Source organism: Streptomyces sp. Xyl84, from assembly GCF_059731885.1.
Genome location: NZ_AP029182.1, coordinates 7,060,682 through 7,085,755 on the forward strand (window position 1 = coordinate 7,060,682; position 25,074 = coordinate 7,085,755).

Below are 25,074 nucleotides of genomic sequence, written 5' to 3' on the forward strand. Positions count from 1 at the left end.
TCCGCTCCTCGCTTCGCCGGACACGACCGGACCTAGCCGTCCACCAACGCGGCCACCAAGCGCGTCATAGGGAGCCGTGGGTCAGGCGTGCCCGGCCAGCTGGTCATCAGGAGATGGTGGGCGGTGCCGACGATGGCGAGGCTCACCGTGCGCGGGTCGACAGTCTCCGCCACCCGGCCGAGCTCCTGCTCGTCCTTCAGGTAGCCGGCGAGGGCCTCCTGGATCGCGGTGAACCCGGGCGCCCCTCCTTCCAGGGCCTTGCGGATGCGCAGCGCGGCGGCGGGGCGTGTCAGGGCCAGGCCCGAGATGGCGGGTCCCCCGGAGTCGAACAGCGCGAGGGCGACAGCTTCGAGGTTCCGTGCCACCGTGCCCTGCCCGGCGAGCCCCGACAGTGCCTGCGCCTTCGCCGCCGTCCGTGCGAACCGGTCGAGGCAGAGTTCGGCCACGAACTCGTCGAGCCCCGCGAAGTGCGCATGCAGCAACCCCTTGGCGCAGCCCGCCTCGGTCGTGACGGACCGGCTGGTGAGCGCGCCGGGCCCGTCCCGTTCCACGACGCGCTCGGCGGCAGCGAAAAGCCGCTCGCGTACGTCCGGCGTCGCCACTCCGCGCGGTGACATGGGCCTCCTTCCGTTCCGCCTCAGCCGCCCTCACACGGCGCCACCCCTTGGATGGTAGCGGGGGATTGCCAGTATGGGCATACGCCCATACTGTTTGGGCAGATGCCCATTCTCGGTCGTCCGCCACCAGGAGGCACCCGTGCCAGACATCGTCAACACCGAGCAGGCCCAGGCGTGGAACGGCCCCGAAGGAGCCCACTGGGCGCGCAACCAGGACCGCTGGAACGCCGTGAACGAGGGTTTCAACAAGCCACTCCTCGACGCCGCCGGAATCACCGGGGATCACCGGACCCTCGACCTGGGCTGCGGCTCCGGGCAGACCACGCGCCTCGCTGCGCTCCGTGCGGCCCGAGGGCGCGCGCTGGGCCTGGACCTGTCCGGCCCGATGCTGGCCGAGGCCCGGGCCTGTGCGGAGCGCGAGGGCATCACCAACGTCTCCTTCACCCAAGGCGACGCGCAGGCGCACCCTTTCGAGGCGGGCGCGTTCGACGCGGCGATCAGCCGCTTCGGGGTGATGTTCTTCGCCGACCCCGTAGCGGCATTCGGCAACGTCGGCCGGGCGCTGCGACCCGGCGGGCGCCTGGCGTTTGTCTGCCCGGCCGATGCCGCGCTCAACGACTGGATGACGGCGATGGCCGCCCTGCGCGACGTCCTGCCGCTCGGCGGCTTCGGGCAGCCGGGGCTGCCCGGCATGTTCTCCCTGGCCGCACCGGACCGTATTCGTGACGTCCTCACCACGGCCGGATTCACCGGCATCACCATCAACCAGACGCACGCCTACGGGGTGTGGGGAGCGGGAGCCGAGGACGCGGCGGAGTTCCTGCTGGGAACCGGCCCTGGTCGTCACCTGATGGAGCAGGCCGGCGCCACTGCACGAGCCCTCGCCCGCCGCACCCTGATGGACCATCTGCGCGGCCACGAGGCGACGGACGGCACGGTCCGGCTGCGCAGCACGTCGTGGCTGGTGAGGGCGGACCGCCCGGCCGACTCATCGGACAGGCCCTGATCCCGCGATGTGAGGCCGGCGCGCACCTCGTTCATGGCCTGCTGCGCCTTGAGAGATCGTCGGGACAGGCGTACGTCGTCACGGCCCAGGAGCAGTTCGACCCGCCGACTGGTGTGCGGCGCACGGTACTTGGCGTGTCGGCGACGCGTCACTGCTTGTCAGCCCCGAGCGTTCCATCACGGAGGGCGGCGTTGTTGCCCGACAGTCGGCGGATTCGGAGTCGCGTGGGTACCAGGCCCCGGTGTGGAGGGGTGAGGCCCGGTCGTGCGCCACGTCAGCCCACGTTTCATGCACAGCTGCCGGTGGTCCGGGCGCCGACCCGATTCGGGCGGAGCAGTACGGACTCGAGGTCGTGTGGCTGTCTGCCGGAGCTTCGAGATGCACCGCGAGCCGGTGGGGGCTCAGTCGCTCGGGGCGGCGGCGGTCTCGCGCTCGGGAAGCGCGGTGTCGCTCAGGCCGAGGCGGAGGTGTTCGACGTGGTAGAGGGCCTGGTCGAGGAGTTCGGCGACGTGGTTGTCGTAGAGGGCGTAGACCACTGAGCGGCCCTTGCGGGTGCCGGTGACCAGGCCGAGGTTGCGCAGGAGCCGCAGCTGGTGGGAGCAGGCGGACTGCTCCATGCCGACCTCGGCGGCCAGTTCGGTGGCCGGCAAGGGGCCTTCGCGCAGGCGGGCGAGGATGAGCAGGCGAGAGGGGGTGGCCAGTGCCTGCAGAGTGGTGGCGACCCTGGCGGCGTTCGTCGCGTCCAGGGACGTGCGCGGGACGCTGTTGTCGGATGGTGCGGCTCCGTGACCCATGCCGTCATCGTACGCCGCCCATGAACACATGAATCGATGTTCAAGCATTCCTGTTACGGTGGTGGGGTTGGACGCTGTCCTCTCGTCGTCTGCGCAAAGGACCCCTGTCTCCATGTCTTCCACCCTGACCCGCCCGGCGCCTGCGGGCGATGCGGCCCTGCGTGACGCGGTGGCCCCCAGGCGGCGTACCCGGATCCTCGCGCTGCCCGAGGCCCGCTGGGCGGCAGCCGCCCTGGTGCTGTTCCTGATCGCGCTGCCGCTCCACCTTCTGGGAGCGCCGGCATGGTGCTGGGGACCGCTGTTCGCGCTCGCCTACGCCACCGGCGGATGGGAGCCCGGCTGGGCCGGACTGCAGGCCCTCAAAGACAAGACGCTGGATGTGGATCTCCTGATGGTCGTCGCGGCGCTGGGTGCGGCGGCGATCGGGCAGGTCCTGGACGGCGCGCTGCTGATCGTCATCTTCGCCACCTCCGGGGCCCTGGAGGCGATCGCCACCGCCCGCACCGCCGATTCGGTGCGCGGCCTGCTCGACCTCGCCCCCACCACCGCGACCCGCCTGGCCGGCGGCGGCACCGAGGAGACGGTTCCCACCGAGCGGCTGGTCGTGGGCGACGTCGTCCTGGTGCGGCCGGGGGAGCGGATCGGTGCCGACGGCCGGGTGCTGGAGGGGGCCAGTGAGGTCGACCAGGCCACCATCACCGGCGAGCCGCTGCCGGTGGCCAAGCAGGAGGGCGACGAGGTCTTCGCCGGCACGCTGAACGGCACCGGGGCCCTGCGGGTGAAGGTCGAGCGTGACCCGTCCGAGTCGGTGATCGCCCGGATCGTGGCCATGGTCGAGGAAGCATCCCAGACCAAGGCCCCCACCCAGCTGTTCATCGAAAAGGTCGAACAGCGGTATTCCCTCGGGATGGTGGCCGCCACGGTCGCGCTGTTCGCGCTGCCGCTGCTCTTCGGTGCGGCACTGCAGCCCACGCTGCTGCGGGCGATGACGTTCATGATCGTGGCCTCGCCGTGCGCGGTGGTGCTGGCGACCATGCCCCCGCTGCTGTCCGCCATCGCCAACGCGGGCCGTCACGGCGTGCTGGTGAAGTCCGCCGTGGTGATGGAACAGCTCGGCCAGGTCGACGCGGTCGCCCTGGACAAGACCGGAACGCTGACCGAAGGCACCCCGCGCGTGACCGACATCCGGCCGCTGGCCGCCTCCGGCCTGAGCGAGGAGGAACTGCTGCGGCTGGCGGCGGCCGCCGAGTACCCCAGCGAGCACCCGCTGGCCCGCGCGATCGTGGACGCCGCCCTCACCCGCGACCTGGACATCCCCCCGGCCCAGGACTTCACCTCCGCCCCCGGCACCGGCGTGACGGCCACCGTCGAAGGCAGGGCCGTCGCGGTCGGTAGCCCCGCACGCCTGCTGAACGGCCGCGACCACCCGGCCGTCGCGGTCGCTGCACGGCTGGAGGACGAGGGCCGTACCGCCGTCCTGGTCGAGGCCGAGGACACCCCGGTCGGGGTGCTGGGCATCGCCGACCGGCTGCGCGAGGAAGCCGCCGCCACCGTCACGGCCCTGACCGGCCTGACCGGAACCGCTCCCGTGCTGGTCACCGGCGACAACCCGCGCGCCGCCGCCCGCCTCGCCGAGGAGGTCGGCATCACCGACGTCCGCGCGGGCCTTCTCCCGCAGGACAAGGTCACCGCAGTCAAGGAGCTGGAGCAGGCCGGCCGCAAGGTGCTGGTGGTCGGCGACGGCGTCAACGACGCCCCCGCACTCGCCGCCGCCCACACCGGCATCGCCATGGGCCGGGCCGGCTCCGACCTGGCCCTGGAGACCGCCGACGCCGTCGTCGTCCGCGACGAACTGGCCACCGTCCCCACCGTCGTCGTACTCTCCCGCCGCGCGCGGCGCCTGGTGGTGCAGAACCTGGCCATCGCCGCGGTCTTCATCACAGGCCTGGTCAGCTGGGACCTGGCCGGAACCCTCCCGCTGCCGCTCGGTGTCGCCGGGCACGAGGGCTCCACCGTCATCGTCGGTCTGAACGGCCTGCGCCTGCTGGCCGACGGCGCCTGGCGCCGCGCCCGCAGCGGGAACGCCCGGTGAGCCGCCGCAGCCGCAAGGACGCCCCCGCGGGCGCGGGTGCGGCCCGCTGCACGGTCACCGTCTGCCGCGGCTGCTGCTGCGGCACGGCGAAGATCCCCGGCCTGGACCATCCCGCCCAGCTCGACCAGCTCCGCTCATCCCTCGCACAGCTCGCCCAGGTACGCGTCACCGGCTGCCTGGACGCCTGCGAGCACGCCAACGTCATCGTCATCCAGCCCTCCGCCGCCGGTCGCGCGGCCGGCGGCCGGCCCGTCTGGCTCGGCCTGGTCAACGACCGCGACGCCGCCGACGACATCGCGGCCTGGGTCGAAGCCGGCGGTCCGGGCCTGGCCGACCCGCCCGGCGTCCTCGACCTGTACGCCTTCAGCCCGTCCCGCCGCGTCCGCCAAGCCGTCGAACAGTGACCCGTGCGAAGAACGACCGGAGAAGATGCCGCCCCGACACCCTGATGAGAACTTTACGTAGTCCTTCGGCTACTTTGAGCGAATGATGATCGCTGCGGGGAATCGACGGCGCGCTTGGGCCTGCGCGTGGTCGGTGGTGCTCGCGGTGATGGTGCATCTGGTGGGCTGTGCCCACGGCCCCTTGGCGTCCGCTGCCGGACGGGTCGACTCGCTGGGAATCCAAGGGGCCGGTGCGGCGCCCCCTTCCCCGAGTACCGCACAGGTGGTCTCCCCGGGTACCGCACAGGTGGTCGCCGGGGACGGCGAGTGCGAGCGGCATCACGGTGGGACACACGCATGTGTGGGCCTCGACCAGCCGGTCGTAGCCCAGGCGGAGCCGGGCAAGGCGTTGCCGCCGCCGTGCGATGTGCCGAGGTGCGGGGCGGATGAGCGGCCGGGGTTCGTGCGCGGCCCACCGTCCGGCGAGGCGGTGGCACCCGGTGCGGCCAGGGCGCGGGCGGTGCTGCAGGTGTGGCGGAACTGACCGGGACGCCCGCTCCGGCCCCGCGGAGATCGATCCGCGTGGGTGGATGCCTCCGACCGTGTTCCTACCGCTTCGACCTGTGGACCGCCTTGCCGCGCCGGCGTGCTGCCGTGGCGCGCGGGTGGTGGGAGAGCCGTCATGAATCATCTGTCTTCTGTCCTTGCTGTCCCGTCTTCTCCTGCTCAGTTCCTGGCCGCGGGGGCGCGGTCGGCGCCGTCGCCTGCCGCGCTGGTGGGCGATACGCCGGTGTTGTGGGTGGGGGAGCCGTTCACCGCTGCGGGCCGGGGGTTCTGGGCCAAGCTCGAGGGCCACAACCCGGGCGGGATCAAGGACCGCACCGCGCTGCACATGGTGCGCGCCGCCCGCGAGCGCGGCCGGCTGCTGCCGGGGGCGCGGATCGTGGAGTCCACCTCCGGCACCCTCGGACTCGGGCTGGCGCTGGCCGGTGTGGCGTTCGGGCATCCGGTGTCGGTGGTCACCGACCCGGGAATGGAGCCCCAGGTCGCCGGGCTGCTGCGGGCCTACGGCGCCGAGGTCCACACCGTGACCGAGCCGCACCCGGCCGGGGGCTGGCAGCAGGCCCGGCGCGAGCGGGTGGCCGAGCTGCTGGCCCAGCACCCGGACGCCTGGTGCCCGGACCAGTACCACAACCCCGACAACGTGGCCGCCTACGCCCCCCTGGCGCATGAGCTGGTGGCGCAGCTCGGCCGGATCGACTGCCTGGTGGTGTCGGTGGGCACCGGCGGGCACTCCGCCGGGATCGGACGAGTGCTGCGCGCCTTCTTCCCCGGCCTGCGGGTGGTGGGGGTGGACACCTGCGCGTCCACGATCTTCGGGCAGCCGGCCGGGACCCGGCTGATGCGGGGGCTGGGGTCGAGCATCTACCCGGGCAACGTCGCCTACGACCTCTTCGATGAAGTGCACTGGGTGGCTGCCCCGGAGGCGGTCTGGGCGGCCCGGGCGTTGGCGCGGACCCGGTATGCCACCGGCGGGTGGAGCGTCGGTGCGGTCGCGCTCGTAGCGCGGTGGGTGGCGCGGTCCTCGCCGGTCGAGCACCGGATCGCGGCCGTCTTCCCCGACGGCCCGCACCGCTACGTCCAGACCGTCTTCGACGACGGCTGGTGCCGCCGGCACCGGCTGCTCGGGCACGTGCCGGCCGATGACCCGCAAGAGATCGGACGGGCGGCCGAGGCGGTCGTCACCCGCTGGACCCGCTGCCGCACCGTGGAGCGGCCCGCCGCCGCCGGCGGCGGGGAGAGCCCTGCCGGGCAGACGGCGGGGGCCGGCCGATGAGGAACCTGCTGGCCCAGACCCGCTCCTTCCCCGCGCCGGCGCGGCTGCTGATGGTCAACCAGTTCGCCATCAACCTGGCCTTTTACATGCTCATGCCCTACCTCGCCGCCCACCTGTCGGGCGAGCTGGGACTGGCCGCGTGGACGGTCGGGCTCGTGCTCGGGGTGCGCAACCTCTCCCAGCAGGGGATGTTCCTGATCGGCGGCACGATCGCCGACCGGTTCGGCTACAAGGCGCCCATCCTGGCGGGCTGCGTGCTGCGCACGTTCGGGTTCGCCCTGCTGGGCTGGGTGGACTCGCTGCCCGCCCTGGTCGCGGCGTCGGCGGCGACCGGGTTCGCCGGCGCTCTGTTCAATCCGGCCGTACGCGCCTACCTCGCCACCGAGTCCGGTGAGCGGCGGGTGGACGCCTTCGCCACGTTCAATGTCTACTACCAGGCCGGGATGCTGCTGGGCCCCCTCGTCGGGCTTGCGCTGCTGACGGCCGACTTCCGCCTGGTGTGCACGGTCGCGGCAGCCGTCTTCGCCGCACTCAGTGTGCTGCAGGCACGCGCCCTGCCCCAGCGCCGCGGCACCGGCGACAGTGCGCGCGAGGCGGGCGGAGTGTGGGCGCAGTGGCGCCAGGTTGCCGCGAACCGGCCGTTCCTGCTGTTCTCCGCGGCGATGATCGGCTCCTACGTGCTGACCTTCCAGGTCTACCTCGCCCTCCCGCTCGCCGCGGACGCGGCCCTGGGCGTGGACGGCACGAAGGTGACCAGCGCCCTGTTCGTCGTGTCCGCCGCCGTGGCAGTGGCCGGGCAACTGCGGCTGACCGGCTGGGCCAGGCAGCACTTCACCCCTCAGCAGGCCCTGATCGCGGGGCTGGGGGCGATGGGCGCAGCGTTCCTGCCCCTCGCCCTCGCCCCGTCCTCCTCCACACCGGCGGTGCTGGGAGCGCTCGTGGCCGCAGTCGCACTCCTGGCCGCCGCAGGCGCGGTGGTCTATCCCTTCGAGATGGACACCGTCGTCGCCCTGTCCGCGAACAGGCTGGTCGCCACCCACTACGGCTTCTACAACACCGTCTCCGGCCTGGGCATCACCCTGGGCAACCTGGTGTGCGGGGCGCTGTGGGACTACGCCCACGCCCGCGGAGCGAACTGGCTGGTGTGGCTCACCCTGACCGCGACCGGCGTCGGATGCGCGACCGCGGTCGCGGCCCTGGCCCGCACCGGACGCCTCACCCACCCCATGCCGCAGCCGTCCACGGCCTGACCCGCCACCGACGATCGAAGACGCGCACGCACACGTCGTCCCGGGCGCCGTGTTCTCGGCTCCTACGTCGGCTCATGACTGTCGGCGCATGCCGGGGCAGCAGCGCATCCGTACGCCGAGCTGCCCGGGCTCGCGAAATGGTGCGCTCGACCAGGGTGGTGGCCCACATCGCCGGGACCGGACCGCGGTGACGGAGGTGACCGTCGACTCGATTCGCCCGGGACGGTGCCGGCGGTGCCGGGCCCCCGTGCGCGGAGGGTACGGGCGCCGGTGCACTGCGGGCGCCGGCCCCGGACTCACCGCGGCGGCAAGAAGCACGGGCACGCGCCAGGGGAGCGGGCCGCCTGCGTGCGGGCCTGCCGGGTGGCCGACCAGACGCGCCCGCCCAAGCGTACGGAGCTGCTGTCACTGACCGAGTTGCGCAACCTCGCACGACTACGCCGCCACCGGCATCGGCACCGTCCGCGACACCAACACCTCCCTCGCCGACCTCGAAAGAATCCAACGCGTACGGGGCAGAGGTCAGTTGGGCTGCCGGGTGCGGGTGCTGCCGACCACGACGGGGTTCACGACCGTCGAGCAGGTCGAGGAGGTCCTCGACGGCATGGAAGCGTGGAAGTACGCCGCCGCCCCGGGGCTGAGAGTTTGGGGCGTGAAGTTCTGGATGGATGGCGGCATCGAGTCCGGCGCCCTGGACGATCCCTACTGCCCCGCACATCGGCCCACCCCCGGTTACACCGGCCAACTCGCCTGGGAACAGAACGCATTGGAGGAATCCGTGGAGCGCGTCGTGCGGCGCGGCTGGCGTGTCGGCATCGCCCGCCGAATATGCCCGGTACCCGGGCGGTCCGCGTCGACGGCCGAACGAGCCCGATCTGGTCATAGTGATGCAGCGTGCGGACGCTCACGCCGGCTCGATCAGCCACGCGTCCCACGGTCCAGTGATCTTCCACGGCACCGACTATGGAGCCTGACGCCACGTGAGGGTCAAGAGCCGGACGTCGATTCCGACCCGATGTCCGTCAGGGCCGCCTGCCAACCCTCACCACACGGAGGCCGAACCTCACACCTGTACGAGATGGACGGCGGGACAGGCCCGCCCCATCTCCCAGGCGGACCCTGTGGCGAGCACCACCGGCGACCCCGAGCAGCCCCCTTGACCAGGCCCAGAAGACCCCTTCCGCAGGCCCCCATCTGGAGGTGTCTATAAGGACGCGCGCCAAAGCCCACCAGCGCCTCGGGTCCCTCTGAAACACGAGGGCCGAGCGCTCGGGGCTTCGAGATCATCTCGTTGCCCCTTTGGCGGACACGCACCCTGTTCTGCCAGCGGCAGAACACCGACCGAACCGGGCTCGACGATCACTACAGTCCCGTCTCATGACGACGATCACGACGCGTACGGTCGAGTACCCGGCGGACGGGTTGACGATGATCGGGCACCTCGCGCTCCCGGCCGGTGTCGGTCGCCGGCCCGCGGTGCTGCTCGGACCAGAGGGCATGGGACTCAGTGACGTCGAGCGTCGCCGGGCCGATGCTCTCGCCGAGCTGGGATACGTAGCGCTGGCCTTCGACCTTCACGGTGGGCGCTATCTGGGCGACCCCGAGGAGATGCTGGCCCGTTGCATGCCGCTGCTCGCCGGCCCCGACCGGATGCGGGACATCGGCCATGCGGCACTCGACGTGTTGCGCACCGAACCGCGGACCGCCCCCGACCGGATCGCCGCCGTCGGCTACGGCACCGGGGGTGCCATCGGGCTGGAACTCGGGCGCGACGGCGTCGACCTGCGCGCGATCGGGACAGTCAACGCACTGACCACGGGGCGGCCGGGCGAGGCGGCACGCATTCGCTGCCCGGTGTGGGCCGGGGTCGGGTCGGAAGACCCGATCATGCCGCCCGCGCAACGGGAGGCGTTCACCGCGGAGATGCAGGCCGCGGGCGTCGACTGGCGCCTCGTGGTCTACGGCGGCGCCTTGCACGCCTTCCACCACCCGCCGGTCGACCACCCCGCGGTCCCCGGCGTCGGCTACCACCCGCAGCACGCGCAGCGAGCATGGCGCGACGTCGTCGACCTGCTCGCCGAGTGCCTGCCCGTGACGGAGGATCTGGGGGCATGACCCAGGCAAGCAGCCTGGCGCCGGGTTTGGTCCGCGGCGGGCACTGACAGTCGCCTCCCCTCAAGTCCGCACAACAGAAGGACATGAGGGCGGGCGCTCGATCGCGGAGACGCGTCCGTGACTGCCGCAGAAATACCGGATCTACTACGGCAGGCCCTCCTACCGTGATCATCGCGACCTGCGACGGGTTCTCCGGTCGCCGCAGGCGAGGTGTCCGCATTTGCTGCGGCGGCATCGGAGGGAAGGACGGGCGTGGCGATCGGCGGCTGGTCGAAGCGGCACAGAGTGCTGGGCGTCACGAACGACGAGCGCCGCCCGGCTACTGTGGCTGCGCATGACCCACACGGAGATCGAGATCACCGCAGAGCTGGTCCGGGACCTGCTGCTCGACCAGCACCCCGACCTGGCCCATCTCCCGGTAAGGCTCGGCGCGCGAGGCTGGGACAACCAGCTGTGGCGGCTCGGCGACGATCTCGCCGTACGGATGCCCTACGCAACGCAGGACGCGGACGATCTGCTGCGCAAGGAGCACGCATGGGTGCCCGATCTCGCCCCCCGCCTTCCGCTGCCGGTCTCCGTGCCGCAGCGTCTCGGCGAGCCGTCCGCACGGTTTCCGCGGCCCTGGATCGTCACCACCTGGGTGCCGGGCGATGCGGCCGACCGCGCCCCTGCCACCCGCGGTGAGGCGGCCGACGTCTTGGCCGCCTTCCTGACGGCTCTTCACCAGCCCGCTCCCACCGAGGCACCCGTCGGCCGGTGGCGTGGGGGACCGCTGGCCGACCACGCCGACGGCTTCGCCAAGGGGTTCGCCTCGTCGGCCGAGCTGCGGCTGATCCCCGACCCGGACGCCGTCCTCGCCATCTGGGAGGACGCCCTCGCGGCACCCGCCTGGAAGGGCCCACCACTGTGGCTGCACGGCGACCTGCATCCGGCCAACGTTCTCACCGCGGCCGGCACCTTCTGCGGGGTGATCGACTTCGGCGACCTCTGCGCGGGCGATCCGGCCTGGGACCTCGCCGCCGCGTGGATACTGCTGCCGGACGGCGCCGCCGACCGCTTCCACGGGGCGTACCGACCGACCCCGGACACCGCGACCCTGCGCCGCGCCCGCGGGTGCGCCGTGCTGAAAGCCCTCGCCTGTATCCACATCGGAGACGCCGGCGTCCACGGCCGCCCCGGTGGCAAGCCCACCTGGGGCCCACCCGGCCGGGCCGCGCTTCGACGCCTCATCGCAACGGCCGACCGCTGACCGTGCCCGCAGTTGGATTGGGTAGGCATGCCGGCCACAGCGCGTCCAGCAGTGTCCGACCGGTCAAGGGGGTATCAGCAGCCGTCTCTCCTGCGGCTCAGCCGCCACTGTCAGTGGTGGGCACTACGGTCCTGCTATGGCAGCCAGAATCGATCTGACCCTTGATTGCGCGGACGCGAAGCTCCTCGCCGAGTTCTGGAAGACGGCCCTGGGATACGTGGACGAGCCGCCGCCCGCTCCCTTCAGAACCCGTGAGGAGTGGCTCGCGCAGTTCGGCCTTCCCGAGGACGACTCCGCGGACGACGGCGCGTGGCTTTGTGATCCTGACGGAGCCGGTCCCCGGCTCTGCATCCTCAAGGTCCCCGAGCCGAAGACCGCGAAGAACCGACTCCACATCGACGTCCGGGTGCCGGCAGGCGGCAGCCCCGGTGAGAAGTGGGCGCGGATCAGGGCGGAGTCCGAGCGGCTGGTCAAAGCGGGCGGGGCCGTTCTGGAGGAGTTTGAGGGGCACCATATGGTGATGGCCGACCCGGAGGGCAATGAGTTCTGCGTCGCCGCCGCCTCGGCTTGACGTTGACCGGGTGCGGGATCACCCCGCCGCCGACCTTCCCGCGGGCTGCTGCGCTCAGGACCGGTCGTACCAGGAGAACGCCGCGATCCTCCAGCCCTCCGGGGTGCGGACGAACTGGAAGGTCTTGGTCCCGCCGCCCTCGAACGGCTTGCCGTCCAGGACGCCGGCCTTGCGGTACTCGCCGAAGCGCGAGGCGATGTCACCCGCGATCTCGGTCCGCTCGGATGTCTCCCACTCCGAGAACTCGACCAACCGGCCGTCGGAGAGCAGGCGTTCGCGAGGCTCGATGAACTCGTCCCTGGTGTAGACCGTGTACTTCGGCCCGGTCAGCACGATCACGCCACCCGGAATGACCAGTCGGCGGATTCGGGCCACGTCCGCGGCCTTGCTGCCGCGGTTGTCGAAGGCTCCGAAGAGCTCGGCGGTTATGGCGTCAATCTCGGTCTTGGACATCGTGCGACGGTAACACCGATAGGGGGCAACGGACATGGCGTCGGGGCAGCCTCGGTCCAGCACGCCCACGAGATCACGCGACTTTGCAACAGAACCTTGCCAGTCAGATGCGGGCTGGGCCTGCTGTGCTTCCGCCCGCGCCAAACCTGGCGGGTAAACCCTGGCGGTATCCACAACGCAACTTCTGACGTATAGGGAAGGCCCCTGGGCAGCGGTAGCGTGGCGACGCTCGCGGGGCGCGCACACGCCTCATACATGCACGGTTGCGCGGGGGTCACTCGGTATCGCGCGCCCCACCACCAGAGGAGGTAACAATGGTGAACGGACACACGAAGATGAAGGGTGCGGCGCGTGCCGCGGGAGTCATGCTGGCGGGGGCGGCCCTCGCGGTCAGCCTCTCCGGGTCGGCCCACGCCGCCGGAGGTAAGTACGTCGCCTACACGAAGACCCCGGAATGCGGTTACGCCATGGGGACGTACTACTGGAACTCGGTTGCTACGTACCAGGGGAAAAGGGCCTACAACACGCAGTGGAAGTTCCGAATCGGCCGCATCTCCTGCAACAACGTGTCCCTCTACGCCAAGTACAACAAGTGGGACAGCGGAAAGAAGAAGTGGGTGTCTCAGCGCTCGTACAAGCGCATCAACAGCTCCGGGACCGGTTCCGCTGTGGCTGATGTCCGTATCTTCGTCTGTGAAGTCGGCAACGCCAAGTCATGTGGTGAAATCCAGCCGGCGTAAGACGTTGCCTTACGGCGTCGGCACACAGTACCCGCTGAAACTCACGGCCGCGCCCCGCACGGTCCATTGCCTGGTCCATCGCTGTGTTCATCTCGTGGGGGTGAGCGGAAGGGCGTCGGTATACGCGTTCACCGGCTTGTCGATCCTCTCCACGGAACGGGCGTCGAGCGCGACGGGTGCGGAGTCTGTGCCCAGAATGCCGTCGGGGTGCCAAGTGCCGGTGACGGTCACCCAGGTGTCGGCGGACGGGGCTGGGGTGCCGTAGACCTTCACCTTCACGGACTGGGCGTCCGCCGCGCAGCAAGAGATGATGATCCGGTTCAGGAACCAGCCGTCGCCCTGTTCGCCGGCGGCGACGAAACCTGTCATCTGCACGGTGCGCGCCTTGATGGCCTGTGTGTGGTCCTGCTGCACGCGGCGGGTGAAGTCCGAGAGGGTGATAGGGAGTGGCGAGGTCGCGGGCAGCGGGTCGAAGTCGTCCTGGTGTGTGACAGCCTCGGGCGGCTGACGGGAGGCGGTGTACGCGCCGAGGGCGGGTGGGGCGTAGCACAGCAGGCTCAGCGCCGGAAGGAACAGCAGCCATGCGGCACGCGGTGCGCCGGAGTGGTGGTGCCCGTGGCCGTTGTCGCTGTGGTCGGGGTGCCCGTCGCTCTTGGGCCGTCGCGCGTAGGCGACCGCGTCCGCCGCTCCGAGCAGGATCAGCAGGGCGCCGGAGGCGATGAGCAGCGGGCGCATCCCCTCCTTGACGTACCGCAGGTACAGGTCGGTGAAGAGGGCGACGCGCAGCAGGCCGGCGCCGCTGAGGACGAGCAAGGCCGTCTGAAGCGGGCGTCTCACAGCAGGGTCCCTCCGATCAGCGCACTGGACAAGAGCGCCACGACGGCCGTGGCGGCGGAGAAACGGGTGGCGAAGGCCCGGCCGAAAGTGCCCGCCTGAAGAGCGATCAGCTTCAGGTCGACCATCGGCCCGACCACCATGAACGCCAGCCGGGCGACCGGCGAGAAGCCGCTCAGCGAGGCCGCCACGAACGCGTCCGCCTCCGAGCACACCGCCAGCACGATCGCCAGCCCGGCCAGGAACAACACCGACAGCCAGGGCGAGCCGGAGAACGCGTCCAGCAGCGAGCGGGGCACGGCCACATTGAACGTGGCCGCCGCCATCGCACCCACGACCAGAAAACCGCCCGCATGCAGGAAGTCGTGCTGGAAGCCGACCCGGAACTCCTGCCACCGGTTGCCGCGCGCCTGATGCCCGCTGTGCCGCACGACGGGCCGCAGCCACTCGGCCCGCCCCCGCCACAGCCACAGCCAGCCCATCACCGACGCCGTGACCAGCGAGGCCAGAAACCGGGCGATGACCATGCCCGGGTGACCTGGGAAAGCGACCGCGGTGGCCATCAGCACCACCGGATTGACCGCAGGAGCCGACAGCAGGAACGCGAACGCGGCCGAAGGTGTGACACCCCGGCTGATCAGACTGTTCGCCACCGGCACCGACGCACACTCGCACCCTGGCAGCACGACTCCCGCCGCACCGGCCACCGGCACGGCGAGTACAGGCCGCCGCGGCAGCACACGACTGAACACCCGTGCCGGAACGAACGCGTTGATGGCACCGGACAGGGCCGTGCCCAGCAGGAGGAAGGGCAGCGCCTGCACGGTCACGGCAAGGCATACGGTCCGCCACGCCTGCATCGCCGGCGTCTGCATCCACCGGCCCCCGAGGTAGAGCACCAGTCCAGGAACGGCGGCCGCCCCCAGCAGCAGAAGCGGCCACCACCGCGGCCAGCCAGAAGCAGCGTCGCTTTCCGCGGCTCCGTCCGCGTCGGTGACCTCGGCCTCCACGGCGCGTTCCTCGGTTGACCGCATGCAAGCTCCGCCCATCAGATGATCACGTCAACATACTGACTTCGGCTCGACAGGGTGAACTTTCACGAAGTCCGTGATGATCTCGAGTGGTGGCGTGAGGAGCCCCCTGCCGGCTGCTGCTCAGGAGCCGTACCGTCGCCGCTCAGGGCGTCATGGGACTGGCCGGAGAACCGGTACCGACGAGGAGGGCCCGTGCTCAGGGAGTGAGGTGCGGAGAGTTCGTGAATAGGGCTGTCGTTACCGATGGGGAAGGAGCGCCATCTCACGGGCGTTCTTGATCGCCGCGGCGATCTGTCGTTGCTGCTGGGCCGTGACACGAGTGACACGGCGGCTGCGGATCTTGCCTCGGTCGGAGATGAACTTCCGCAGCAGATCGGTGTTCTTGTAGTCGATGTAGGTGATCTCGGCCGCATCCAGCGGGTTGGGACGGGACTTCAGCGGCTTGCGTGGGCCTTGGCGGGGGGCCATGGTGCTCCTTCTGTGTCGGGGCGGACGGGACCGGTTCTACGCAACGGGGTCGAGGAGAGAGTCGAACGCGGCCGGGAGCTGTTTCCACGCTTCGGGGCCTGCGGTGTACTCGGCGTCGGTGAGCAGGCAGGACTCCAGCAGCCGCGCGAGCCCGTCGCGGTCCAGGCCGGGTGAGGTGAAGACGAGGTGCTGGCAGCGGTCACCGTGTTCGGGGTGCCAGTCCAGCGCGGCAGCCGCTCGGCGCACGGGCGGGACCATCTCCCAGGCGGCGTCCGGCAGCGAGGCGAGCCACGGGCCGGCGCTCTCCACACACAGGGCTCCGCCCGCGGCGTCCCAGGCGAGCAGGGTGTCGGGGCGGTCGGCGAGCCAGAACCGTCCGCGGCTGCGGGCCGCGGCGCAGCAGAGGTCTTCCAGCGCCTGGTAGAGGCGTTCGGGATGGAAGGGGCGGTGCCGACGCCAGACGAATGTGGTGACGCCTGCCTCGTCGGCTTCCTGGGGGAGCAGCGCGCAGGCAGGGTGCTGGGCTGCGGCGGCCGCTTCGGCGTCGAAGCCGGCGAAGGCCAGCCGGCCGAGCTCCGCGGAGTCGGCGCTCACCTGACGGGCGACGGGGTGGAGTTGGCTGAGGAGCACCCGGTCCTCGTCGTCGGCGTCCTCGCTCTCCACGACGGCGAGGACGGGGGCGTACTCCACTTGCCTGGCCCAGGTGTCGCCGACCGTGCGTTGGTCGCGGGCTGCGGCCGCGAGGCCCGCCTCGGTCAGGTCGTCGCCGTTGCCGAGGCAGGGGAGTACGAGAGCCGGGTCCACCGCCGTGATCACGTTGGTGAGCCGGACCGAGTCGGCGCCGTGCCGGACGACGACCTCGGCCATCCCCTTGGGTTCGACGGAGTCCCACAGTTCGACGACGGCGAGCCGGGTGAGGCCGGCGTCGGCGAGTCGTTCCAGCTCGGGCACGAGGTCTTCGCGCATCGCGCAGCACGCGCAGTCGTTGACCAGCGGGGCGTCGCCCCGGGACAACTCGCCCGAAGCATCGCGCACCTGGCGCAGGACGGTGCCGCCGGCCGCCGTGGACAGGTCGTGATGGAGGGCGACGCTGCCGGGTACGAGGCGCAGCAGGTGGTCCACTACCTGCCGGCGAGCCTCGGAGTGGAGCCCGGCGACGATGACGACGGGCAGTCCGGCCTCGTCCCGCATCAGTTGGCTCCGCGTCGGCCGTACCGGCGCTCGAAGCGCTCGACGCGCCCGGCGGTGTCCAGGACCCGGGCGGTCCCCGTGTAGAAGGGGTGGCTGACGTCCGAGATCTCGACGTCGATGACCGGATAGGCGTTGCCGTCCTCCCACTCGATCGTCTTGTCACTGGTCATGGTGGAGCGGGTGAGGAACGCGTGGTTCGCGGCACGGTCGCGGAAGACGACGGGACCGTACGCGGGGTGGATTCCGGGCTTCATGGGGCGTCCTTGGGATCGGGCGGCGGCGGAGGGGCGGGAGGTCAGCGTTCTTCGCGGAAGTCGACGTGGCGCCGGGCGATCGGGTCGTACTTGCGCAGCACCATGCGGTCGGGGTCGCTACGGCGGTTCTTGCGGGTGACGTACGTGTAGCCGGTTCCCGCCCTGGAGCGGAGCTTGATGATCGGGCGTACCTCGTTGCGTGCCATGGGGTTAGTATATGGCAATGATTTCCATTACCAAAAGCTGGTCGTCCGATGAGAGGTAGGTAAGACCTTGTCCGCCCACTGCCAACTGACCGGCGCCCAGCCGGGCTTCGGCAACACCATCTCCCACTCGCACCGGCGCACTTCGCGCCGCTTCGACCCCAACATCCAGCGCAAGCGCTACTGGCTGCCCAGCGAGGGGCGGCATGTCCGGCTGACGCTCAGCGCGAAGGCGATCAAGACGGTCGACACCATCGGCATCGAGGCCGCGGTGGCCCGCATCCGCGCCCGAGGGGGAAAGGTCTGATGGCCAAGAAGAGCAAGATCGCGCAGAACGAGAAGCGCAAGGCGACCGTCGCGCGGTACGCGGCCCGCCGTGCCGAGCTGAAGGAGATCATCCGCCGGCCGGCCTCCACCGACGCCGAACGCCGGGCCGCAGCGGAAGAACTACGACGCCAGCCCCGCAACGCGAGCGCTACCCGAGTACGCAACCGGGACGCTGTGGACGGGCGGCCGCGCGGTCACCTTCGGAAGTTCGGCCTGTCGCGGGTCCGCATGCGTGAGCAGGCCCACGCCGGCTTCCTGCCCGGGGTCACCAAGTCCTCCTGGTAACCGCGCCGCTCGCGCGACGGGTCCCCTCCGGCCGTGACTCGGCGGAGTCACGGCCGGAACCGGCCGCGGAGCGTGCGCGGATGTCAGCGCAGACGCGGGAGGCCGAGCCGACGGATCTCGGCCTGGGGGAAGCCGCTGCGCGGCGATGGCGGACACCGCCCCGGCGCGGGAAGAAGATCCGCACCACTCTCCGCGACGACGGCCACGAGCGGGCCGCTGACCTGGCCAGGCGCGACTTCACCGCGTCTCTGCCCGAATGAGCGGTGGGTCGCCGACTGCACCTGTGTCGCCACCTGGTCCGGGATCGTCTACGTCGCCTTCGTCGTGGACGTGTACTCCCGGGCGATCGCCGGCTGGTCGCCCGCCGCCACCAGCAAGCAGGCCAAGCTCGTCCTTGACGCCCTCGACATGGGGTTGTGGTGCCGTGACCGAGCCGGAACTCCTGCGGGACCAACTGCCGACCGAGGGGCCGGCCGGTGCCGACAGTGCCCGGATCACCGGTGTCGTCGACTGGGCGGCGGCCTCGTGGGGCCCGGCGGATCTCGACGTGGCGCACTGCTCCACCAGTCTCGCGCTGCTGCACGGCCCGGCGTGGGGCCTGCGGCAGAGTTCCCGCCAGGGGACGGCGACTTCCTCCGCGTTCGGGGCGAACGCCGGGGCATCGATGACCCGCCAGTACAGGTGCGGCGCACACGCTCGGCGAGGCGCCCGCCCGCGGCGAGGTACCGGTCCGCGAAGGTCATCCCGAGGGAGACCCCGTGGAGCAGGGACAGAGCCGTCGAGCAGTGGACCACATCTTGACTTCGCCGGTACAGCCGCAGTCCTCGTCAACTACGGTCGACTTCCCACGGGAACAGGACTACGATCTACGGCGACATCGCGTGTCGGTCACCGGCTGGGTGAGGCATGGAGGTGTCGGGACATGCCTTCGGAGGCATTCCTTGTCAGTCGAGTTGAACCACACGATCGTCCACGCCCGGGACAACCGGGAGTCCGCGGAATTCTTCGCGAACCTGCTCAACCTCGAGATCACCGCCGAATGGGGTCCGTTCATCGCGGTCGGCCTGAGCAACGGCGTCACGCTGGACTTCGCTACCGTCCCAGCGGACAGCATCACCCCCCAGCACTACGCCTTCTTGATCTCCGAGGAGGAGTTCGACGCGGCGTACACGCAGATCAGACAGCGCAGCATCGAGCACTACGCCGACCCCCACCGGAAACAGCCCGGCACGATCAACCACAACGACGGCGGCCGCGGCGTGTACTTCATGGACCCCGCGGGCCACGCCATGGAACTCATCACCGTGCCGTACGGCGGCTGGACGTCGTAACCACAGCACCGAGGGCCGCACCCCCAGTACGGAGTGCGGCCCTCCGTAGCCGCGCCCGGCCGGGCCCGTCCGGCAGCTTGGCAGGGAACGCGGGGAAACCCTTGCCCGGGCGCTGACCGATGGTGCGTGGTCCGCCGGGTGGGGGAGAGGTCAGGTGTGAGCACTCGCCGCGTTGTCGGCCTCGACGGTGCGCACCCAGCGCCCGCGGGCTGTTTCGGACACCTCGTCCGGGCTCTGGGGGCCGTGCGCTCGTTGGGCGCCCTCTCCACCGGGCACCCCGCGGTGCCCTCCGCTGATTCCCGTTTCGGTATCGGTTACCGGCCGCCCTTCACGCGGGCTGCGCCGCCAGCGCGGTGCGCGTCTCTCCCACGAGACGGCGCGAGCCGATGATCAGGCCGCCACGCTCGGTGAGTTCGGCAGCCCTGTGCAGCGCCGTCGTGGCGTTCCGGGCAGTCAGGCAGGGCCCCTGGCGGCGGGAGGAAAGCTGCTTGTGCAGGGTGACGCAGCTCGCGGCGCGCGAAGCGTCGGTGCGGGTGAGGACCCGGGATCAGTGAGCGGGGAGCGGGGAGCGGGGCGAGCATGCCGGCGGGCACGCCTGCCAGATCCGTTCTCAAAGCGCTGGCTGCGGTTTCTATCGTCCAGACCCTTCCTACCTGCCGGCGATCGAGGATGCCGGCAACAGCCTGCGAGCCGATCGGGAACGGCACTGGCGGATGTCGCGGCGGTACGTTTCCGGGCCGCTGCTGCCGAGGACGACGTGGGAGCTGTCCTCGCACACGCCGATATGCGGACTGCGCACGTCGGCGAGGAAGTCGAGCACGTAGCGCACCATGTTCGGGGCTGGTGTCTCCCAGTGGTCGACGGGTTCGATGGCGACCTGGACGCCCTTTTCCGCCGCGTATGCGCCGAGCCGCTCGAAGAGCGGCTGCGCGATACCGTACCGGGGCCGCAGCCAGTCCTGCAGCGCGTCGCTCCACAGCGGTCGGCCGTTGAGGGTGGGAAATACGGTGCAGGGGGAACAGGACGGGGCCCGCCATGATGGTGCCGCGCAGGGCCGCTGATGTCCACCCGGGACTTGAGGTAGACCAGGGGCGCCTCGCGTTCCTCGGGGATCAGCGATGTCGGATCGTAGGCCGGCGTCGTGGCCACGTTGGTGGTCAGCCCTACGTCCTTCAAGCCCGCTGCGTCGAGAGCCTTCCTGAGCTGTTCGTAGCGGGGTACGTCCGGTTGGGAGTCGCCCGCGCCGTTCGGGAAAACGGGCATGTCGAAGCCCGTGTACCCGATGTCCTGCAGTTTCCTCATGTGCCTGACGACGACCTCGGTGTACTGGGTGTCATCGGGTGCAGGTTGAGGTGAACATGAAGAAGCTGAGGTAGATGTCGCCTGCACTCATCGTTGCCATCCCAGGACTTCGACGAGGTAATCGTGGGCCATCTTGGCGTACTTCAGCGGGCATGCCGTCGCCGGGTTCTGTTCGGCCTCGACGACCAGCCATCCCTCGTAGCCGGCTTCCCCCAGCGTCGAGAGGATGGGCTTGAAGTCGACCACGCCTTCTGAGTCTCCGGGCACGGTGAAGACGCCCTGCAGGATTCCCTCCTGGAAGGACAGGTGGTCGCTCCTCACCTTGTCGGCTACGGACTGGCGGACGTTCTTGAGGTGAACGTGCTTGATCCGCCGCTTGTGCCGTTCCGCGGTCTCGAGCGGGTCGTCGCCCGCGAACTGGAGATGCCCGGTGTCGAACAGCAGATGCACGTGGTCGGGGTGGGTGTCCTCCATCAGCCTGTCGATGTCCTCGGCCGTCTGCACGCCAGTGCCCATGTGATGGTGGTAACAGAGCCGCATCTTGTTGTCCGCGGCCAGCTTACCGATTTCGTTGAGCCCGCTGGTGAGGAGATCCCACTCCTTGTCGGTGAACTCGGGGCGGTGCTCGAAAACCGGGATGGGCTGCAGGTGCGACGACAGCCCGAATTCTGCGACCACGATGTCCTTGCCGCCCACTTTCTCGAGGAACTTCAGTTGCCTCTTGAAATTCTCGACGGTCCGATCTCTATCGCCGATGGTGAAGTAGGTGCTCACCCAGGGCTCGGACACCTTCAGGCCGCGCAGGTCGAGTGCCTCTTTCAGTACGGCGGGGTCGGCCGGGTACTTGTGACCGATGCTGCAGCCCTGGAACCCCGCGAGCGCCATCTCGCTCACGCATTGCTCGAACGGGATCCCGATGTCGATCAGCGGAAAGTCGTCGTTCCACCACAGTGTCGGCGTTACGCCGAGCGATACCTTGTCGCGACCCAGGTTCGGGACCGTGCTCGTCATTACACTTTCTCCTCTTGCAAGTCCTCGAATACGGGCGGATTGGCCCACGACCCGTAGCCCGGCGCCTTCGCGCCGGACGGGTGGGCGCCGATCGCCCGCCACAACAGCCCCTCGGTGTAGGCGTCGGGGGAGACGACGAAGAGCGGTTTGCGTCCGTCTCCGCCGTGCGCGCGATCTTCCCCGGCCTGGTGTTGTCCGTACATGGCCCGCCAGGGCCGGCTTCCCTCGGGCTGGCTGTCGTCCGGGACGGCAGGTTTCGCTCCGCTCCGCCCGGGCGCCGTCCAGGCCGCCACGTCCATGCGTCCCGCCAGTTCCGGGCCGTACCAGACGCCGACATACCAGAGCTTGATGATGCTTCCCACCACTGGATCGGCGGGAACAACAGAGGGGTCGGAAGCCATCGCCTTCTCGATCGCATCCGGCCCTTCTTGATTCACCGCCGTCGTGTAGTACACCTCCGCCTGACCAGTTCCCCACAGGTCGAACTCGCTGAATCCGGTCACAGCGGCAGAGAACTTCACGAAATCGCGCAGCTTCTCTTCGGCGTCCGTGCTTTGCGTCATGATCCCGTCTCCTTCGACGGTCTTAGAGCTCGAATGTCGGGCCGGCATTCGCCCCTGGATGCCTTGTGAGCGGGTTGCGGAGGAGTCGGTTCATACTGTCGCGCATGCGGAACATCTCCCAAACCGCCTTGAGCAGAAGGTCGGGTTGACCGTTGTACGCCAGATTGATGCTGGTCAGGAAGGTGGCGTAAAACTGGTTGAACTCCTTGGCCGCCGCCAGGACTTCCGGGTCTCCCGCGAGGTCCGCCAGCTTGATGTCCGGCTTCACCGGATAGACGGCACCCCAGTCGACGTTCAGATCCGGACCGGAAGGCTCGCCCGGCTCATCGCCCTTCTGGTAGAACCTTCCCATGTCCAGCTGCTGGAACCTGTAGTAGTGGGCGATTTCATCCTGGCTGTCGAAGATGCCGCCGTGCAGCCCTTCGCCCTGCTCCGCGACGAGGGTGAGCGCCGCGACTGCGGTGTCGCGGCCGGTCACCTTGATCACGTCGCCGCCACCGGAGTAGAAGTACTCGGGAGTCACCTGGCGAGCGGGATCGCCGGTGAAAATCGTCTTCCCTGCCTTGCGGGCCTGGTCCTCCAGGTGGTTGATGCCCCGGATGATCTCCTCGTAGAACTCACCGATGCTCAAGAAACGCTTGGTGGGTTCTCCGGGGACGAGGCCGAGGACTGCCCCGGACTCCTCGAGTTCCGCCAGTTCCTCCGGTGGCGGCACCGCGCCGTCGGACGTCAGTCCGAGGGCCGCCCAGTCCATCGGTACGAACCTGCCTTCCTCGGTATCCGCCTGCGCGGGCTTCTCGATCTTCAAGAACGTGTCGAGAGCCTCGTGCGAGAACGGCCCGAGATGCACCTCGAAGTAATCGGGACCACACGGCAGGCGCGTCGGATAATTCGGCACGAAGTCCGGCTTGGTGAGGTCCGGCGTCCCGCCCACGGCGTTCATGACGTTGGCGACCAGGGTGAGGTGCAGCATCTCCTCGACGGCCACGACCCTGATGACATGCCAGGCATCCGAGTTCTTCCCCGGATGCAGGGAGTAGAGCGCGGTCAGGTAGGGCGGGAGCGTTGCATGCTCCAGCTGGAGCCCCTTGTAGAGGTACTCGTGCAGCTCCTCGATGGTCTGGATCATGGGAGCAGGATCTGATGCTGAAACGGACATGGTCCCCCGATCGTGGGCGGTGAGCGGTGAGCGGTGGGCGGTGGGCAGTGGACGGTGTCGCGTTCAATCCCCGGTAGGTAAGTCGTCTACCTGCGGACGGCGGCCGGCGCCTTCGCGGCGCGCAGGTGCCTGACGATGTGGGCCGCACTGCGGAAGGCGAGCGCCGCCATGGTCAGGCTGATGTTGGACGTCCCGATCGAGGGCATGCTGCCGGGCCCGACAAGGTAGAGGTTCTCGTGGTCCCACGAGTGCTGGGTGTGGTCGACCACAGAGTTCGCCGGGTCAGTCCCCATGATGTGAGTGCCCGCCAGATGGTTGCCGCCCACGATGTTGTACCACTGGCCGTCGTGCTCGACGGCGCTGTAGTGGTCCTTGTGGTACGCGGTCCTGTCCTCGGCACCAAGCTTCTCGAAGATGCCGGTCGCGAGCTTGCGGGCGAAGGCGGCGCCCCGCATGGTGTAGGGCGGGATCTTGAACGACACGACCGGCTTCATGTTGCCGAGGGCATCCCTGTATCGGTCGTCCACGGTGACCCGGTTGCTCCTGTCGGGCAGCAGGTCGATCATGAAGGCCAGCAGAAGCTGCCGGGAGATCTGGTTCCCGAGTGTCCTGCGCAACTCCGCCCCGCGCAGGCCCCGCTTGTCCACGAGTTCGACCAGGTCCGGGTAGGGCGAGCCGGTCGCCCACCCCCAGCCGTCGTTGTGGATGTCCACGCCGAATCCGGCCTGGGTTCCGCGGAATCGTCCGCCGCGCAGGTCGGTGATCCCGCTCGTGCAGGTGGTGCCTCGCATCGTGCCCGCCGGCTTGGGCAGCAGGCCCCAGGACAGCAGGTACGCATGGTCCATCAGGTTGCAGCCGATCAGCTTGCTGCGGCTCATACGCTGCATGTCGGAGGCCAGCATGAGCCGGGCGTTCTCGATGGCGTGCGCGCAGAGAATGTAGACGGCTCCCTTCACCGTGTACTTCTCGTACCTCTCGGAGTCGAGCGCCTCGTAATTCTTGATGGTGATACCGGTCACCCGTTGGTCATGCTCGTCGATCTCGACCTTGGACGCGACGGCTTGCGTCACGATCTTGACGTTTCCCTTGCGGAGCGCCTTGGCCAGCGTCTTTCCCGCGTGATATTTGGCCTGTACGGGGCAGATCGGGACGCAGTTGGTGTTGCCCTGACAGCGCTCGCCCTCTTCCACCTGGCTCGTGCTCACCGCACCGACCGGGACGAAGCCCTTGCCGCCGTCGTACGCGGAGTTCGGCACGCCGTTACGGGCCTGCGGAAAGCTCCGCACCCGGAGTGTGTAATCATCGTCCGCCAGGTTGACCCGCATGCCGTCCACGCCCCGGGCGACCACCTGGTCGAGATAGGACGGCGGCATGCGGTGCATCGGGAACACGTATCCCTCCGGGAAATGCATTCCCAGGTACGTCTGGTCCTCGACTTCGGCGGCTACGCCCAGTTCGGCCTCAGCCTGCCGGTAGTAGGGTTCCAGGTCGTCATAGCTGAGCGGCCAGTTCAGGCCCTGGCCGTACTTGGTGCGCAGGTCGAAGTCCTCGGGAAGCATGCGCAGCGCTTTCCCCTCCCAATGCATGGAGGTGCCGCCGAGGACCCGAGTGAAGGTGGTGTCCGTGCAGTACTTGTCCTCTTGCACGAGGTAGAAGTCGTCTCGGGGTGTGTCCGGACGCACCGGCATGGTGTCGGTGCTCCTCGGCATCCGTGCATTCGGGTTGAACGGGTACGGAGACTGGTTGTCCTTGATGACTGCGCCGTAGAACCGCGACAGGTACGACTCGTACTCGGCGAGGTCCAGGTCCTTGCCCGGGCCGGCTTCGAGAATCACTACCTTGTAGCCTGCCTGGCCCAGTTGCTCGGCGACGATGGAACCTGCCATGCCGCCACCGACGACAACGGCATCCCACTCGTCCTGCGCAGCCTCTGCGGCGCTGGTCTGCGTCGCGGCGCCGGCTGGAAAGATCACCTGGTCCGTACCGTCGTAAGACATCATTGATG

27 protein-coding genes and 4 pseudogenes are annotated in these 25,074 nt (G+C 69.7%); 16 read left to right on the plus strand and 15 right to left on the minus strand.

The genetic code is table 11. From position 1 onward, the window contains the following. Positions 1–32: 32 nt before the first annotated feature. On the minus strand, positions 33–617 hold the full coding sequence (locus AC6I72_RS30740) for a TetR/AcrR family transcriptional regulator (RefSeq protein WP_498004402.1): 585 nt from the start codon (positions 615–617) through the stop codon (positions 33–35). A 139-nt stretch (positions 618–756) separates the two neighbouring features. Here AC6I72_RS30740 and AC6I72_RS30745 point away from each other — a divergent pair, with 139 nt between their 5' ends. Further along, positions 757–1,623, plus strand: coding sequence for a class I SAM-dependent methyltransferase (locus AC6I72_RS30745; RefSeq protein WP_498004403.1), 867 nt, complete (start codon positions 757–759; stop codon positions 1,621–1,623). 401 nt (positions 1,624–2,024) lie between these two features. On the opposite strand, the gene AC6I72_RS30750 is transcribed toward AC6I72_RS30745, so the two are convergent. Next, positions 2,025–2,417 carry an ArsR/SmtB family transcription factor gene (locus tag AC6I72_RS30750; RefSeq protein WP_498004404.1) on the minus strand — a complete coding sequence of 131 codons (393 nt, stop codon included), beginning with the start codon at positions 2,415–2,417 and terminating at the stop codon, positions 2,025–2,027. A 112-nt stretch (positions 2,418–2,529) separates the two neighbouring features. Here AC6I72_RS30750 and AC6I72_RS30755 point away from each other — a divergent pair, with 112 nt between their 5' ends. The 5 genes and pseudogenes from AC6I72_RS30755 to AC6I72_RS30775 form a co-directional block, all read left to right on the plus strand. Next, a complete protein-coding gene (locus AC6I72_RS30755; protein ID WP_498004405.1) occupies positions 2,530–4,509 on the plus strand; it encodes a heavy metal translocating P-type ATPase in 1,980 nt (659 codons plus the stop codon). Next, complete coding sequence (locus AC6I72_RS30760; protein WP_498004406.1) at positions 4,506–4,913, plus strand: (2Fe-2S) ferredoxin domain-containing protein; 408 nt, start codon at positions 4,506–4,508, stop codon at positions 4,911–4,913. Before AC6I72_RS30755 ends, AC6I72_RS30760 begins: the two co-directional genes overlap by 4 nt. Before the next feature lie 661 nt (positions 4,914–5,574). After that, positions 5,575–6,729 carry a PLP-dependent cysteine synthase family protein gene (locus AC6I72_RS30765; RefSeq protein WP_498004407.1) on the plus strand — a complete coding sequence of 385 codons (1,155 nt, stop codon included), beginning with the start codon at positions 5,575–5,577 and terminating at the stop codon, positions 6,727–6,729. Beyond that, positions 6,726–7,979, plus strand: a complete 1,254-nt coding sequence (locus tag AC6I72_RS30770; protein ID WP_498004408.1) for an MFS transporter — start codon at positions 6,726–6,728, stop codon at positions 7,977–7,979. The genes AC6I72_RS30765 and AC6I72_RS30770 overlap by 4 nt, the downstream gene beginning before the upstream one ends. Positions 7,980–8,430: 451 nt before the next feature. Continuing rightward, a pseudogene (locus tag AC6I72_RS30775) lies at positions 8,431–8,739 on the plus strand (amidohydrolase); the annotation flags it as partial. 48 nt (positions 8,740–8,787) lie between these two features. On the opposite strand, the pseudogene AC6I72_RS30780 reads toward AC6I72_RS30775, so the two are convergent. Continuing rightward, a pseudogene (locus tag AC6I72_RS30780) lies at positions 8,788–8,914 on the minus strand (MerR family DNA-binding transcriptional regulator); the annotation flags it as partial. Positions 8,915–9,356: 442 nt separating this feature from the next. On the opposite strand from AC6I72_RS30780, the gene AC6I72_RS30785 reads away from it, so the two are divergent. From AC6I72_RS30785 to AC6I72_RS30795, 3 genes are all read left to right on the plus strand, one after another. After that, on the plus strand, positions 9,357–10,094 hold the full coding sequence (locus tag AC6I72_RS30785; RefSeq protein ID WP_498004409.1) for a dienelactone hydrolase family protein: 738 nt from the start codon (positions 9,357–9,359) through the stop codon (positions 10,092–10,094). 334 nt (positions 10,095–10,428) lie between these two features. Continuing rightward, a complete protein-coding gene (locus AC6I72_RS30790; RefSeq protein ID WP_498004410.1) occupies positions 10,429–11,343 on the plus strand; it encodes an aminoglycoside phosphotransferase family protein in 915 nt (304 codons plus the stop codon). A 136-nt stretch (positions 11,344–11,479) separates the two neighbouring features. Beyond that, positions 11,480–11,914 carry a VOC family protein gene (locus AC6I72_RS30795; protein ID WP_498004411.1) on the plus strand — a complete coding sequence of 145 codons (435 nt, stop codon included), beginning with the start codon at positions 11,480–11,482 and terminating at the stop codon, positions 11,912–11,914. 54 nt (positions 11,915–11,968) lie between these two features. Here the strand turns inward: AC6I72_RS30795 and AC6I72_RS30800 are convergent, their stop codons facing one another. Continuing rightward, the gene (locus AC6I72_RS30800) at positions 11,969–12,367 is read right to left on the minus strand and encodes a nuclear transport factor 2 family protein (protein ID WP_498004412.1); all 399 of its coding nucleotides are present in this window, start codon (positions 12,365–12,367) and stop codon (positions 11,969–11,971) included. A gap of 314 nt (positions 12,368–12,681) precedes the next feature. Between AC6I72_RS30800 and AC6I72_RS30805 the strand changes: the two genes are divergently transcribed. Further along, a complete protein-coding gene (locus AC6I72_RS30805; protein ID WP_498004413.1) occupies positions 12,682–13,107 on the plus strand; it encodes a hypothetical protein in 426 nt (141 codons plus the stop codon). A gap of 87 nt (positions 13,108–13,194) precedes the next feature. On the opposite strand, the gene AC6I72_RS30810 is transcribed toward AC6I72_RS30805, so the two are convergent. The 6 genes from AC6I72_RS30810 to rpmG form a co-directional block, all read right to left on the minus strand. After that, positions 13,195–13,944, minus strand: a complete 750-nt coding sequence (locus tag AC6I72_RS30810; RefSeq protein WP_498004414.1) for a TIGR03943 family putative permease subunit — start codon at positions 13,942–13,944, stop codon at positions 13,195–13,197. Beyond that, on the minus strand, positions 13,941–14,975 hold the full coding sequence (locus AC6I72_RS30815; RefSeq protein ID WP_498004415.1) for a permease: 1,035 nt from the start codon (positions 14,973–14,975) through the stop codon (positions 13,941–13,943). Before AC6I72_RS30815 ends, AC6I72_RS30810 begins: the two co-directional genes overlap by 4 nt. Before the next feature lie 237 nt (positions 14,976–15,212). Then, complete coding sequence (gene rpsR / locus AC6I72_RS30820; protein WP_498004416.1) at positions 15,213–15,443, minus strand: 30S ribosomal protein S18; 231 nt, start codon at positions 15,441–15,443, stop codon at positions 15,213–15,215. Positions 15,444–15,479: 36 nt separating this feature from the next. Next, entirely contained in the window at positions 15,480–16,634 is a 1,155-nt protein-coding gene (locus tag AC6I72_RS30825; RefSeq protein WP_498004417.1) for a CobW family GTP-binding protein, read from the minus strand. Then, complete coding sequence (locus AC6I72_RS30830; protein ID WP_498004418.1) at positions 16,634–16,888, minus strand: type B 50S ribosomal protein L31; 255 nt, start codon at positions 16,886–16,888, stop codon at positions 16,634–16,636. The genes AC6I72_RS30825 and AC6I72_RS30830 overlap by 1 nt, the downstream gene beginning before the upstream one ends. Before the next feature lie 41 nt (positions 16,889–16,929). Further along, on the minus strand, positions 16,930–17,094 hold the full coding sequence (gene rpmG, locus AC6I72_RS30835) for a 50S ribosomal protein L33 (protein ID WP_498004419.1): 165 nt from the start codon (positions 17,092–17,094) through the stop codon (positions 16,930–16,932). A gap of 67 nt (positions 17,095–17,161) precedes the next feature. Between rpmG and rpmB the strand changes: the two genes are divergently transcribed. The 6 genes and pseudogenes from rpmB (at position 17,162) to AC6I72_RS30865 (ending at position 19,034) form a co-directional block, all read left to right on the plus strand. Then, the gene (rpmB, locus tag AC6I72_RS30840; protein WP_376366585.1) at positions 17,162–17,398 is read left to right on the plus strand and encodes a 50S ribosomal protein L28; all 237 of its coding nucleotides are present in this window, start codon (positions 17,162–17,164) and stop codon (positions 17,396–17,398) included. Beyond that, positions 17,398–17,703, plus strand: a complete 306-nt coding sequence (gene rpsN, locus AC6I72_RS30845) for a 30S ribosomal protein S14 (RefSeq protein ID WP_498004420.1) — start codon at positions 17,398–17,400, stop codon at positions 17,701–17,703. The genes rpmB and rpsN overlap by 1 nt, the downstream gene beginning before the upstream one ends. Positions 17,704–17,783: 80 nt before the next feature. Further along, complete coding sequence (locus AC6I72_RS30850; RefSeq protein WP_498004881.1) at positions 17,784–17,963, plus strand: hypothetical protein; 180 nt, start codon at positions 17,784–17,786, stop codon at positions 17,961–17,963. Positions 17,964–18,006: 43 nt separating this feature from the next. After that, positions 18,007–18,114 (plus strand): annotated as a pseudogene (locus tag AC6I72_RS30855) (hypothetical protein); the annotation flags it as partial. 58 nt (positions 18,115–18,172) lie between these two features. After that, positions 18,173–18,382, plus strand: a pseudogene (locus tag AC6I72_RS30860) (aminoglycoside phosphotransferase family protein); the annotation flags it as partial. Between the two features lie 262 nt (positions 18,383–18,644). Next, positions 18,645–19,034, plus strand: a complete 390-nt coding sequence (locus AC6I72_RS30865) for a VOC family protein (RefSeq protein ID WP_498004421.1) — start codon at positions 18,645–18,647, stop codon at positions 19,032–19,034. Positions 19,035–19,683: 649 nt separating this feature from the next. Here AC6I72_RS30865 and AC6I72_RS30870 read toward each other — a convergent pair. The 5 genes from AC6I72_RS30870 to AC6I72_RS30890 all read right to left on the minus strand — a co-directional run bounded on the left by AC6I72_RS30870 (position 19,684) and on the right by AC6I72_RS30890 (position 25,069). Then, positions 19,684–19,854 carry a hypothetical protein gene (locus tag AC6I72_RS30870; protein WP_498004422.1) on the minus strand — a complete coding sequence of 57 codons (171 nt, stop codon included), beginning with the start codon at positions 19,852–19,854 and terminating at the stop codon, positions 19,684–19,686. A gap of 569 nt (positions 19,855–20,423) precedes the next feature. Next, complete coding sequence (iolE, locus tag AC6I72_RS30875) at positions 20,424–21,347, minus strand: myo-inosose-2 dehydratase (protein WP_498004423.1); 924 nt, start codon at positions 21,345–21,347, stop codon at positions 20,424–20,426. Continuing rightward, positions 21,347–21,910: a hypothetical protein gene (locus tag AC6I72_RS30880; protein ID WP_498004424.1), complete on the minus strand. Its 564-nt coding sequence runs from the start codon at positions 21,908–21,910 to the stop codon at positions 21,347–21,349. The genes iolE and AC6I72_RS30880 overlap by 1 nt, the downstream gene beginning before the upstream one ends. A gap of 22 nt (positions 21,911–21,932) precedes the next feature. Continuing rightward, entirely contained in the window at positions 21,933–23,039 is a 1,107-nt protein-coding gene (locus AC6I72_RS30885) for a ferritin-like domain-containing protein (protein ID WP_498004425.1), read from the minus strand. Between the two features lie 116 nt (positions 23,040–23,155). Beyond that, positions 23,156–25,069: a GMC family oxidoreductase gene (locus AC6I72_RS30890; protein ID WP_498004426.1), complete on the minus strand. Its 1,914-nt coding sequence runs from the start codon at positions 25,067–25,069 to the stop codon at positions 23,156–23,158. Positions 25,070–25,074: the final 5 nt, after the last annotated feature.